Source organism: Serratia sp. J2 (assembly GCF_046269175.1).
In the GTDB taxonomy this organism is placed as follows: Bacteria; Pseudomonadota; Gammaproteobacteria; order Enterobacterales; family Enterobacteriaceae; genus Chania; species Chania fonticola_C.
Window position 1 is genome coordinate 16,038 of record NZ_JBKABN010000008.1, and the last position, 12,587, is coordinate 28,624.

Consider the following 12,587-nt stretch of genomic DNA (forward strand, 5'->3'; position numbering starts at 1 on the left):
GCGACAAGGATTGCGTATGACCAATGAGTTCACCGGGTTCAGCCAACAAGGGCTGGACTTCCTGCAACAGGTGCGGATCGAGAACGACAAGGAGTGGTTTGATGCCAATCGGGGCGTGTATGACCGTGAGCTGTTAACACCGTTTCGTTCGCTGGTGGATGCACTGAGTCCTGCGATGCTGATGATTGACCCGCAGTTTGAAACCCGTCCGGCCATTGGCAAAACGCTGTCGCGCATTCATCGCGACACGCGTTTTTCCCATGATAAATCCCGCTATCGTAGCCGTATGTGGCTGACCTTCAAGCGGCCAAGCAAAGACTGGAAGCTGGCACCGGTGTATTTCTTTGAGCTGGGGCCGGACATGCTGCGTTATGGCCTGGGCTATTACAGCGCCGACAAAGCCACCATGGATCTGTTTCGCCATACCTTGCTGCGCAGGCCACAGCCGTTTTTGGAGGTGGCCGAGTGCTGCCGCGCGCCGTTCGAGCTGGTGGGGGAAAGCTATAAGCGCCCGCGAGTGTTGGAGCAGGCACCGGAGATTGCCACTTGGTACAACCGTAAGTCCTTTGCGGTGATGGCCACAGATAATCAGGTGGAAAAGCTGTTCAGCGCCGATCTGGTCGCTACCTTGACCCAGGGTTTCCAGCAGTTGGAGCCGCTGTACCAGTGGCTGATGCAGGTAGAAGCGATGAAGCAGGTCGATCCCCAAGACCTATGAATACCCGTCGTCTTTCAAGCCACAGCGTTGTTGGCTGCACTCACTCACCCAAAAGTAAGCTCCTGGGGATGAGCGAGCTGGCCGCCTAACTGTGACTTGAAATCCATAGGGTATTATTAAGTTGTGATAAACAACCTCATTGAGTTTTGAGTGGGGATCGCACTGCTATTCACAAAAGTTGCCAGAACGCCTCAATCAGCGGTTCGTTGAGGCGTTTTTTCGGCACGCAGACCCCCAGTTCGAACGGTTCGACCATCGAGATATTCTCCAACTGAGAAATGCGGTTGCGAACTGGCTCTGGGCTATTGTCTACCACCACGCTGGGGATCAGCGCGATACCGCAGCCTAATGCCACCATCGAAACAATCGCCTCATGCCCACCGACGGTGGCGTAAATCAGCGGATTGGTGATGTGCTGGCGGCGGAACCACAGCTCGATGCGTTTTCGTGATGGGCCATGCTCCGGCAGGATAAACGGCATATTGGCCCAGTCCGGCTGCTCGGCAAAAGCCTGCGTTCGAACCGCGCACGGCAGAGCGGGAGCAATCAGCACCAGCGGGATCTCACCGATTTGGGTGAAGGCGACGCTGGTGGGGAGGGTTTCAGGCCGCCCGGCGATACCAAGGTCGGCCTCGTTGGACTGCACTTTGTCCACCGCATCGGCGGCATCACCGGTGGTCAATTTGATTTCAACCAGGGGATGCTGAGCACGGAAGCGATCGAGGATCGGCGGCAGATGGCTGTAAGCGGCGGTGACCGAGCAGAACAAACGCAGTTCGCCGCTCAGCGATGGGCCGTGCTGGCCAAGCGAATGTTTCAACTGCTGATACTGCAGCAGCGTTTGTTGTGCGAACACTTTCAGCTGTTCACCCGCATCGGTCAGCTCTACGGTGCGGTTATCACGCAGAAACAGCGGTTGTCCAAGCGTTTCTTCCAGCCGTTGGATCTGGCGGGAAAGCGTGGAGGGGCTGACGTGCATCGCCTTGGCGGTACGGCCAAAGTGATGGCTTTCCGCCAGGTGCAGGAACAGCTTGAGATCACGTAAGTCCATAATCAGTACGCTCGCAGCGGGGTGTTGCAGAAATTGCAACGTCACGTTCGTAATATATCAATTTAAGCAACGCAATTCCTGTTATACATTGGTTTCAACGGATCCCGTACCGACAGGGCGGGGATGAGAATAATATTGCACGACACAACATTAACTGGAGCATCACCATGGCTAACTATTTCAACACATTGAACCTGCGTCAGCAGTTGGCGCAATTGGGTAAGTGCCGTTTCATGGCGCGTGACGAATTTGCGGATGAAGCCGGTTACCTGAAAGGGAAAAAAGTGGTGATTGTCGGCTGTGGTGCTCAGGGTCTGAACCAGGGTCTGAACATGCGTGATTCCGGCCTGGACGTGGCTTATGCGCTGCGTAAAGAAGCGATTGCCGAGAAGCGTGCCTCATGGCGCAAAGCCACCGAGAACGGCTTCAAGGTTGGCACCTACGAAGATCTGATCCCGCAGGCCGATCTGGTAGTTAACCTGACGCCAGACAAGCAGCACACCTCAGTAGTTCGTGCCGTACAGCCGCTGATGAAAGACGGTGCTGCGCTGGGCTACTCCCACGGCTTCAACATCGTTGAAGTGGGCGAGCAGGTTCGTAAAGACATCACCGTAGTGATGGTTGCACCTAAGTGCCCAGGTACCGAAGTGCGTGAAGAATACAAACGTGGTTTCGGTGTACCAACGTTGATCGCGGTTCACCCGGAAAACGATCCAAAAGGCGAAGGCATGGCGATTGCCAAGGCATGGGCGGCAGCCACCGGCGGCCATCGTGCAGGCGTGCTGGAATCTTCCTTCGTGGCAGAAGTGAAATCTGACCTGATGGGCGAGCAGACCATCCTGTGCGGTATGCTGCAAGCGGGTTCTCTGCTGTGCTTCGACAAGCTGGTGTCTGAAGGTACCGACCCGGCGTACGCAGAAAAACTGATCCAGTTCGGCTGGGAAACCATCACCGAAGCGCTGAAGCAGGGCGGTATTACCCTGATGATGGACCGCCTGTCCAACCCGGCGAAACTGCGTGCCTATGCGCTGTCTGAGCAACTGAAAGGCATCATGGCTCCGCTGTTCCAGAAGCACATGGACGACATCATCTCTGGCGAATTCTCCAGCGGTATGATGGCAGACTGGGCCGCAGACGATGTGAAACTGCTGACCTGGCGTGAAGAGACCGGCAAAACCGCTTTCGAAACCGCGCCGCAGTTTGAAGGCAAAATCAGCGAGCAGGAATACTTCGACAACGGCGTACTGATGGTAGCAATGGTGAAAGCGGGCGTTGAGCTGGCCTTCGAAACCATGGTGGATTCAGGCATCATCGAAGAGTCTGCTTACTACGAATCACTGCACGAGTTGCCGCTGATCGCTAACACCATCGCGCGTAAGCGTCTGTATGAAATGAACGTGGTGATCTCCGATACTGCAGAATACGGTAACTACCTGTTCTCTTATGCGGCGGTACCGTTGCTGAAAGAGTTCATGACCACTCTGCAGGCGGGCGATTTGGGTAAATCTGTTGCTGGTACCACCGTTGACAACGCGCAGCTGCGTGACGTGAACGAAGCGGTTCGCAACCACCCGATCGAATCCGTTGGCCGCAAACTGCGTGGCTATATGACCGATATGAAACGTATCGCAGTAGCTGGTTAAGCACCAAGATTGTAGCGGCCCGATTTATCGGGCCAACTAAAAAGGCCAGCATCGTTGCTGGCCTTTCGTCTATCTAGACGACGGGAATTACTGCGGCATCGCCTCGCGTGGGATAATGGCCCCGCGATACTGGATCACCGTGCTGGCGGTCAGGTGGCCACGTTTGGCCGCGCTAACGGCATCACCGCCGGTCAGGCGTACAGCCAGATAGCCCGCGCTGAAGGAATCCCCGGCGGCGGTGGTATCAATCACTTTCTCTTTTGGCAGTTTGACCGCTGGTACGTCGTGAGTTTCCCCATCGGCACAGAAGACCAGGCAGGAATCTGCGCCACGCTTAATCACAATCTCACTTACGCCAAAGTCGCGGGTACGGCTCACCACCTGCTCAACCGGCTGTTTACCCCACAGTAAATCTTCATCATCCAGCGTCAGGAAGGCGATGTCTGTACAGGCCAGGATCTCGCGATAGGCCTGCTGAGTCTCTTGCTGGCTTTGCCACAGCCGTGGCCGATAGTTGTTATCGAAGATCACTTTGCCGCCGTTGGCCCGGCATTGGCGCAGCAGGGTCAGCAATTTGGCCCGGCTGGCAGGGTTGAGGATCGCCACGCTGATTCCGCTCAGATACAGGTAATCAAACTGCGCCAGCTGCGCGCACAGGCTCTCTGCCTGGGGGCCATCCAGCCAGTAGCGGGCGGCAGCATCGTTACGCCAATAATAGAAGGTGCGCTCGCCGGTATCGTCGGTTTCGATCACGTACAGCCCCGGCAGCTTGTTGTCCAATTGCTGGATCAGATCGGTTTTCACCTGCTCCTGCTGCCAGGTTTGCAGCATTTCCCGGCTGAAGCTGTCGGTGCCCAGCGCGGTGACATAATGCACGTTCAGTGCCTGTTGCGGCACCTGGCGGGCGATATAGACGGCAGTGTTGAGAGTGTCGCCACCGAATCCACGGCTGAGATCGGCGCCTTTCTGCGACAGTTCGATCATGCATTCGCCGATCACGGCGAGGTTTTTGCTGTTCATGATAATCCCTGGCTTGATAATGAGTCTGGTTGCTGCGAATACGTCCAGTCTCAACGCAAGGGCGAAGCGAGTCAATAGGAATAAAACAGCGTTTTAATTAGTTTATGATCGCGATCGGGAAACGCGAAGTATCCCGCTGTTGAGGAAGAAAAACTACTTGGCTGCCGCGCGCAGATCGGTGACGCATTGACCACCAATCCCCCAGTTATCGGTCTCCACTTCATCGATCACCACCACGGTAGTGGCGGGGTTTTTGCCGAGCGTATCGACCAACAGTTGGGTTACGCCTGCGATTAGCTGTTTTTTCTGCTCCGCGGTTGCACCCTCGCGGGTAATTTTGATATTTACGTAGGGCATTAAAATTTCCTCTTGTTATCGAAACGTTGCATGTAGGTAATGGCTTAATGTAGGGACCTTTTACCCAAGCTTAAAGTTTTATTGTGCGTTGCCGATAACAAGATCGACAAATTTCCGGCAACGTTATCGTTCCCATTCCCTAATGGCGATAGTACCGATGATAACCAACATGATCTCTGGTTTACTGACGCCATTGTTTGCCGCCTGGCAGCGTGCCAAGGTCTTCCATTACTGGCGGCAGTGTCGGCGTTTGTATACTTTTCAACCTATTTACCGCACCTGCGGCAAACTGCTGGCGGTGGAGTTGCTCACGGCGGTACATCATCCGGCGTCACCGGGCAAGCCGGTATCCCCAGAACATTACTTTGCTGCGCTGGGGCTACGCCAGCGCCTGGCGGTCATTCAGGAACAGCTCGATTTACTGCAGCAATGGCAGCCCCTGTTTACCCGTCATGCGCTAATGGTCTCCATCAATATCGACGGTAAGGCATTGCAGGCCCTACAGCGGCACCCGGCGATGCAGCGACAAATCAGCGTCATGCCTTACCTGCGTTTTGAGCTGGTGGAGCAGGCAGACAGGGCGTTGAATGGACCGCTGCAGCATATCCCCGGAGCAGAGCGCCTGTGGCTGGATGATTTCGGTAGCGGGCTGGCGAATTTCTCCGCGGTCAGCAGCTGGCGTTATCAGTATATCAAGGTGGCGCGCGAGCTGTTTATGTTGCTCAAGCAGAGCGATGAGGGCATCCAGCTGTTTTTTACTCTGGTGCGCCTGATGAGCCAGCACAGCGACGGGGTGATTGTCGAAGGGGTAGAAACAGAGCAGGAATGGCGGCTGGTACAGCGTTCTGGTGCGTTTGCCGCCCAAGGGTATTACCTTAGCCGCCCTGCACATTTTGACCAGCTTAAAACCCTGCCTACGCGGTTTATTGCCCCCACCCCCTGACCCATTAGTTCCCAAAGCGTGAACTTAGGCCTATCCTCTACTAGGCTTTCAGTAAGGCTGCTTATCAATTTGAGCAGTCTGCTATCGCCTCGAGGGAGCTGTTATGACAAGAATGGGCAAAACTTTTAGCTGGATTGGCGGCATCGTGCTGCTGATCATCGTGGTTTTGGTGGTCTTCATTGCCACCTTCGATTGGAACCGTCTCAAACCCACCATCAATAGCAAAGTCTCTGCCGAGCTGCAGCGCCCGTTTGCTATTCGTGGCGATCTGGGCGTTAACTGGGAACGTCACCAGGATGAGGGGGGCTGGCGTGCCTGGGTTCCGTGGCCTCATATCCACGCCGAAGATATTATGCTGGGCAACCCGGCCAAAATACCGGGCGACGAGATGGTCACACTGCAACGTGTCGATGCCTCGATCGCGCCATTGGCGCTGCTGGGCAAAGAGGTACTGATCCCGCGTATCTGGTTGAAGCAGCCAAATGCCTCGCTACAGCGCCTGGCGAACGGTGACAATAACTGGACCTTCAACCTGGCCAACAGCGCCGATAAAGACCCCAACCAACCACAGTCAGACTGGTCGGTCAGCATTCACGATATCGTGTTCGATCGCGGCCAGATTGATTTTAAAGACGCCACCCTCAAGGCCGATTTCCAGGCGCTGATCGACCCACTTGGCAAGCCTCTGCCCTTTAGTGAAGTTGCGGGTAAACAGCCGGGGGATAAAGCGACGACGCCGGATTATGTTTTCGGCTGGAAGGTTAAAGGAAAATACCACGGTGAAGCGCTGTCAGGCAGTGGCAAGATGGGGGGCATGCTGTCACTGCAAAGCGCTGATATACCGTTCCCACTGCAGGTCGATGTCCGTTCTGGCAATACCAGAGTGCAGGTCGTGGGAACGCTGTCCGATCCGCTGAACCTTGGCGGTCTGGATCTACGGCTGAAATTCTCCGGTGACAGCCTGGGAAACCTGTATGCGCTGACCGGCGTGTTGTTACCGAATACCCCTCCTTATGCTACCGATGGTCATCTGATCGCCCAGTTGCATCAACCGGGCGGTGCGGTATTCCAGTATCAGGGCTTTGACGGCAAGATCGGTGACAGCGATATCCATGGGGATTTGAAGTACGTTGCGAGCCACCCTCGGCCCAAGTTGAGTGGAGAGGTGCTTTCCAAACAGCTGCGTTTTGCCGATCTTGCGCCATTGATCGGTGCGGACTCCAATCAGCAGAAAGCCAATCGCGGCGAGAAGATCCGCCAGCCGAGCGACAAAGTGCTGCCGGTTGAGAAGTTCGACACCAAAAGCTGGGGGGTAATGGATGCCGACGTCAAATTTACCGCCAAACGCATTGAGCATGGCAGTTCGCTGCCGCTGAGCGATCTGAATACCCACCTTAAGCTGGATAACGCGGTGATCCTGATGGACCCGCTGCGCTTCGGCGTGGCCGGGGGGAACCTGAATGCCACCGTCCGTCTTGATGGTAGCAAGAGCCCGATGCAGGGCCGGGTGGATATGCATGCGCGTAAGTTCCAGCTGAAACAGCTGCTGCCGAACGTGGAGTCGATGAAGCGCAGCCTGGGAGAATTGAACGGCGATGCCAAATTGACAGGCAGCGGCAACTCGGTAGCCGACTTGCTGGCAACCAGCAGCGGCGACCTGCGCCTGCTGATCAATGACGGCGTGATCAGCCGCAGCCTGATGGAAATTCTGGGCCTGAACGTAGGCAACTACCTGGTAGCTCAACTGTTTGGCGATGACGAGGTGGGGATCAACTGTGCGGCGGCGGATGTCGGCATTCGCAGCGGGTTGGCGACGCCACGGCTGTTCGTGTTTGATACGGAAAACGCCATCATCAACATCAGCGGCAATATCAATTTCGCCACCGAGCGGCTGGATCTGTCCATCGACCCAGAAAGCAAAGGGATGCGGGTGCTGACCCTGCGTTCGCCGCTGTATGTTAAAGGAACGTTCAAAAAACCGGACGCGGGCGTGAAGGCCGGGCCATTGATTGCCCGCGGGGTGGCTGCTGTGGCGTTGGGCGTTGTCGTTGCTCCGGCAGCGGCATTGCTGGCCCTGGTTTCACCGAGTGACGGTGGCGAAGAAAACCAGTGTGGCAAGATCCTGCAGCAGATGAAGAACAAGAAGTGATCCAAGATTACTGTAGTACCTGGCAGCTGTGATCCTGGATCTCTTCGGCTGAGGCCAGATTCAGCTGCCACAAATTACGTTTCACAGCCAGCAGGAGGAAATCCCCTCCCGGTAAGGCCGTCATCGCCATGCCATAGCTCCCCATATTATCACTAGAGCCCTCAACGCCCTGAGCCAGCAAACGGAATGCCCCAAGCTGCTTGAGTTCAGCAGCGCTGGCGCGGCGAGCCAAATAATCATGCCCCAGCAATCCACCGGGTAGCGGCTGCCAGCTTTCGCTGAAATCCCCTTGCAGCTGCGCCAGCCGGGTTTTTACCGCCGGTTGCAGGCAGGAAATATGAATATGCAGCTGATTTTGCGTACGGCCATATTCAGAGTTGATCGCCAGTGAGATGACGGCATCGTCGATCGGTTTACCGAGTTTATCCGCCATAAAATGCCGGGCCTGCCAGGCTAAGGCGAAGAAGTTGGCGGTGTCGGACTGTAATACCTGCGGGCTTTCAATGCCGGTGATTTTGGCCGTTGGCATCAACAGGTATTGCAAAGGCCCATTGCGGTCTTTCAGCACCACGAACCCGGCCTGCTCATCTACCTGTGCGCAGGGGGCCGGATTATGGTTTTGCTGCTGATTTGGCAGGCATTGCTGGCTGACGATATGCCACAGTGCATCCGGGTGGGCCGGTTTCAGCCAAAAATAGGCGGCAATGGCGATAATAATCAGCAACGCAACAGACAAACAGAGCCAACGGCGCAACGACATGGGCGGGTTTCCTCAGCAAATGGGGGGATAGCATAGCCGGGATTTGTGACAACAGACAAACAGGCCCCCATAGGTAGGGGGCCGGGAGAGGATTACAGAGATGTGTGGCGGGTTTCTTTCATCAGCAGCAGCGCGATCAGCGTCAGGCTAGCCATGGCCGCCAGGTACATACCAACGTAGAACAGCCCGTAGTTGTTAGCCAACCAGGTCGCAATATAAGGCGCTACCGAAGCCCCCAGGATCGAGGCCACGTTATACGAGAACGAGGCCCCGGTGTAGCGCACTTCGGTTGGGAACAGTTCAGGCAGCAGCGCGCCCATCGGGCCAAAGGTCAGGCCCATAATGCTCAGCCCAAGCAGCAGGAAAGCCATCACCAACAGCTGATTGCCGGAACCCAGCATGCTCGGGAACAGGAAGGCAAAGCCGATCATCAACAGAGTGATGACAATCATGGTCTTGCGGCGGCCAAAGGCATCGGCCAGCAAACCGGCGATAGGCACCATCACGCCAAAACCAATCACCGCCACCATCAGCATCCACAGGAAGCTGTTACGCGAATAGCCCAGCCCCAGTGGCTCTGCGGCCGTGCCGTAGGTCATGGAGTAAACGGTCATCAGGTAGAACAGCGTATAGGTCGCCAGCATGATGAAGGTACCCAGGATGGTAGCCTTTTTGTGCTTGCTCAGCAGTGTCCCGAGCGGGACCTTCACCTGTTTGCCTGCTTTGGCCACCTTGGCAAAAACCGGAGTCTCGTGCAGCGAAATACGCACATACAGGCCAACCAGCACCAGCGCGGCAGAGAGGATAAATGGTACGCGCCAGCCCCAGGTCATGAACTGTTCATCGGTCAGCAACCAGGAGAGTAGCAGGAAGGTGCCGTTGGCGAAGAAGAAGCCTATCGGTGCCCCCAACTGTGGGAACGAGCCGTACAGCGCCCGCTTGTTGGCAGGCGCATTCTCGGTGGCCAGCAACGCGGCTCCGCCCCATTCGCCACCCAGACCCAGGCCTTGGCCAAAGCGTGCCAACGCCAGCAGGATCGGTGCAAAGATGCCAATGGTTGCATAGCTTGGCAGCAGGCCGATCAGCACGGTGGAAATCCCCATGGTCAGCAGTGAAGCCACCAAAGTTACCTTCCGCCCGACGCGATCGCCGAAGTGGCCGAACAGGGCAGAACCGATTGGCCGCGCCACAAAGGCGATGGCGAAGGTGGCCAGCGATTGCAGCGTGGCGGCGGCAGGATCGCCCTGTGGGAAGAAGATATGCGGGAACACGATCACCGCAGCGGTGGCATAAATATAGAAATCAAAGAACTCGATGGCGGTACCGACCAGAGAGGCGACGATGACTTTTCCCCGGGAGTTAACCGGTGTGGACGCGGTATCGGCGTCCAAGGGGGTTGCGATGGTGGCTTGCATAGTTATTTCTTATATTTTGACTAGGGAAAAATTCATCTTAGTCATAGCAAAATGGCTTTTCAACGGGGAGATTTTGTACTATCTGGCAAATAAACTGTTAAAAAGACTAATGTTTTAACGAGTTGATATTCTATGGTCGTTAACGTGGTGAAGTGGGCTATAAGCAGAGAGAATGACTGGAAAAGGCGAAAAGAAAAGTTATAGGGTAGTTTGTTATGCTGGTTTTGGCCGGTTGGTTAGTCTTGTTTTAGAGCTATTGACTGCTTTTTGGTTTGATTATCGAAATAAAAAACCAGTCACAACCTTGCGACTGGCATGAATGCAATGCTGATGGTGGATATTCACTTGCCCTGCGGCAGGGTTTTGTCCTCTTTATACTCTGCCGTGGCAATCCAGGCGGCGCAAAACAGCGTCAGGCGGGCAAAAAAGTAGAAGAACGCCATCAGCCCGATCACCGAGCCAAAGGCGGCACCGGAAGGCGATTTGGCGACCTGCGGTAGCGTCATGGTCATCACAAACTTGATCGCCTCAAAGCCAATTGCGGCGATTAACGTGCCGCGCAGTAGCGCTTTTTTCTTCGGCTTATGGCGCGGCAGCATCCAGAAGATCCACAGAAACAGCAGGTAGTTGGCAAAGATGGAGATCGACAGTGCGATCAATGTCATCGCCGGCCGCAGCCATTCAATGCCATCGAGCCCCAACGCATGCACGATGGCTGCTTGGGCAGAACCCGCAATCGAGGTTAACGACAGCGTGACGATCAGCGCCACCACCAGGCCGGTTAATGAAATAAAATCGCGGGTGTAGCGAAAATAGATTTTCTCCTGATCCTGCGGATTGCGTTCCCAGACGTCGCGGGATTGGGCGCGGATCGCCTCACGCAGGTTGCCCATCCAACTGATGCCGGAGTACAGCGCCAGCGCCAGGCCGGTCAGGCCGACGGTAGTACGTTGCTGAATGGCGGTGTTTACCGTGTTCTTCAAGGTACTGGCCAGGGTGGGATCGCTGATGCTATTGACGATCTTGTTGATCAATTCGGCCAGCAAATCCGGGTTAGATGCCAGCACAAAGCCCACGGCGGCAAACGACACCATCAGGATCGGGATCAGAGAGAGAAACGAGAAGTAAGTAATGGCGGCGCCAAACTGGCTGCCAAGACGGTCGTTGAAGCGTTCTGTGGCTCGCAGTAGGTGAGCGATGGTGGGCCAGGCTTTAACGCGCTCTATCAGGCGAGCGAACCCCGAAAGGCCTTTATCCAGTTTTTGGTTGCCGGTTTTGATGGCGATCGTCGGTTTCTCAATGGCCTCAGGCTGCTCTGGAGCGGCTTTATTCTGCATTACGTCACGGTATCCTTCAGGTAAATCAATGGGCATGTGCTTGATTATAGCCAAATATGCCCTCGATTTGGCCGTTATGAGCGAGATTGGGTTAATTCTGATAATGGCCTCTACCTACAGCTGCAAGCGAGATTGTTCGATTTTGTCCTATTCACCACACGTCTGATTTTCTGCCGGATCCCTGCAATTTTATCTATCTCAGCGCCAGGAAGGCTTTTACTCATCTTATGGCGCGCGCTTTTTCATCTGGCATGCGCCTACTGCAGCCGTAGGGGCTGGAACGGTTATCTCCTGAACCAATAGATAAAATGGAAGGTCTTATGAAATTATTCAATCATCCCACTTGTCGCCCATTTACCGAAGCGGGCAACCTGTCGCAACTTTCCGCTTATTACGAGGAAGATCGCCACATTATGTGGATGCTAATGCGTGCAGAGCCGCGCCCTTGCTTCAATCAGGCGCTGATAGAAGACATCATGACGCTGGCGCAGGCGGCGAAAGAGTCGACGTTGCAGTTCGACTTTTGGGTCACCGGCTCGCTGGTGCAAAACATGTTTAACGTCGGCGGGGATCTGAGCTTTTTTGCCGAAGCGATCAAAAACCGCAAGCGTGAGGCGATGATGGCGTATGCCCGGGCCTGTATCGACTGTGTGCATGCCGCAGCACGAGGTTTTGATACTGGGGCCATTAGCATCGCCATGGTGGAGGGCAGCGCGCTAGGAGGCGGTTTTGAGGCGGCATTGGCGCACCATTTTGTTTTGGCACAGAACAATGTGCGGATGGGGTTCCCAGAAATCGCCTTCAATCTGTTTCCCGGTATGGGTGGTTATTCACTGGTAGCCCGCAAGGCAGGCATGCGCCTGGCAGAAGAACTGATCTGGAGCGGGGAATCTCATACTGCCGAATGGTTCGAAAGCTATGGGCTGGTGGATAAGCTGTTTCAACCGGGGGATGCCTATATGGCGACTCGTACCTTTATCGACACCATCAGGCCCAAGCTGAACGGTATGCGTGCCATGTTGCGCGCGCGTCAGCGGGTATTGCAGTTATCCCGCTCCGAGCTGATGGATATTACCGAAGATTGGGTGCATTCGGCCTTTACCATCGAGGAGAAGGATCGCCTGTACATTGAGCGGTTGGTGATCTTGCAGGATCGGCACACGCTTAATCAGCGTCACGCTGGCTAAGCGTTAA

The 12,587-nt window shown here is 55.3% G+C and carries 12 protein-coding genes; 6 read left to right on the forward strand and 6 right to left on the reverse strand.

The window, feature by feature from the left end; genetic code table 11:
• Window positions 1–16: 16 nt before the first annotated feature.
• A complete protein-coding gene (locus tag ACKWMY_RS10390) occupies window positions 17–718 on the forward strand; it encodes a DUF2461 domain-containing protein (RefSeq protein ID WP_074030189.1) in 702 nt (233 codons plus the stop codon).
• A gap of 169 nt (window positions 719–887) precedes the next feature.
• Here the strand turns inward: ACKWMY_RS10390 and ilvY are convergent, their stop codons facing one another.
• Window positions 888–1,769, reverse strand: coding sequence for an HTH-type transcriptional activator IlvY (gene ilvY, locus ACKWMY_RS10395; RefSeq protein WP_024527663.1), 882 nt, complete (start codon window positions 1,767–1,769; stop codon window positions 888–890).
• Window positions 1,770–1,936: 167 nt separating this feature from the next.
• Between ilvY and ilvC the strand changes: the two genes are divergently transcribed.
• Window positions 1,937–3,412 carry a ketol-acid reductoisomerase gene (gene ilvC / locus ACKWMY_RS10400; protein WP_021181818.1) on the forward strand — a complete coding sequence of 492 codons (1,476 nt, stop codon included), beginning with the start codon at window positions 1,937–1,939 and terminating at the stop codon, window positions 3,410–3,412.
• An 87-nt stretch (window positions 3,413–3,499) separates the two neighbouring features.
• On the opposite strand, the gene ACKWMY_RS10405 is transcribed toward ilvC, so the two are convergent.
• The gene (locus ACKWMY_RS10405) at window positions 3,500–4,432 is read right to left on the reverse strand and encodes a sugar kinase (protein ID WP_065683947.1); all 933 of its coding nucleotides are present in this window, start codon (window positions 4,430–4,432) and stop codon (window positions 3,500–3,502) included.
• Between the two features lie 153 nt (window positions 4,433–4,585).
• Window positions 4,586–4,789, reverse strand: a complete 204-nt coding sequence (locus ACKWMY_RS10410; protein ID WP_021181815.1) for a 2-hydroxymuconate tautomerase family protein — start codon at window positions 4,787–4,789, stop codon at window positions 4,586–4,588.
• A gap of 157 nt (window positions 4,790–4,946) precedes the next feature.
• Between ACKWMY_RS10410 and pdeH the strand changes: the two genes are divergently transcribed.
• Both pdeH and ACKWMY_RS10420 read left to right on the forward strand, forming a co-directional pair.
• Window positions 4,947–5,732: a cyclic-guanylate-specific phosphodiesterase gene (pdeH, locus tag ACKWMY_RS10415; protein ID WP_409486265.1), complete on the forward strand. Its 786-nt coding sequence runs from the start codon at window positions 4,947–4,949 to the stop codon at window positions 5,730–5,732.
• A 103-nt stretch (window positions 5,733–5,835) separates the two neighbouring features.
• Complete coding sequence (locus tag ACKWMY_RS10420; protein WP_409486266.1) at window positions 5,836–7,881, forward strand: AsmA family protein; 2,046 nt, start codon at window positions 5,836–5,838, stop codon at window positions 7,879–7,881.
• 7 nt (window positions 7,882–7,888) lie between these two features.
• Here ACKWMY_RS10420 and ACKWMY_RS10425 read toward each other — a convergent pair whose 3' ends face one another.
• Both ACKWMY_RS10425 and ACKWMY_RS10430 read right to left on the reverse strand, forming a co-directional pair.
• Complete coding sequence (locus ACKWMY_RS10425) at window positions 7,889–8,641, reverse strand: CDP-diacylglycerol diphosphatase (RefSeq protein WP_024527659.1); 753 nt, start codon at window positions 8,639–8,641, stop codon at window positions 7,889–7,891.
• Between the two features lie 92 nt (window positions 8,642–8,733).
• Window positions 8,734–10,056, reverse strand: a complete 1,323-nt coding sequence (locus ACKWMY_RS10430; RefSeq protein WP_199063047.1) for an MFS transporter — start codon at window positions 10,054–10,056, stop codon at window positions 8,734–8,736.
• 172 nt (window positions 10,057–10,228) lie between these two features.
• Here ACKWMY_RS10430 and ACKWMY_RS10435 point away from each other — a divergent pair, with 172 nt between their 5' ends.
• Window positions 10,229–10,375, forward strand: a complete 147-nt coding sequence (locus ACKWMY_RS10435; protein WP_409486267.1) for a hypothetical protein — start codon at window positions 10,229–10,231, stop codon at window positions 10,373–10,375.
• A gap of 22 nt (window positions 10,376–10,397) precedes the next feature.
• Here the strand turns inward: ACKWMY_RS10435 and yhjD are convergent, their stop codons facing one another.
• Window positions 10,398–11,393 (reverse strand): inner membrane protein YhjD, encoded by a 996-nt coding sequence (yhjD, locus tag ACKWMY_RS10440; RefSeq protein ID WP_024527658.1) that lies wholly within the window; start codon window positions 11,391–11,393, stop codon window positions 10,398–10,400.
• A gap of 320 nt (window positions 11,394–11,713) precedes the next feature.
• On the opposite strand from yhjD, the gene ACKWMY_RS10445 reads away from it, so the two are divergent.
• A complete protein-coding gene (locus ACKWMY_RS10445; protein WP_024527657.1) occupies window positions 11,714–12,580 on the forward strand; it encodes a crotonase/enoyl-CoA hydratase family protein in 867 nt (288 codons plus the stop codon).
• Window positions 12,581–12,587: the final 7 nt, after the last annotated feature.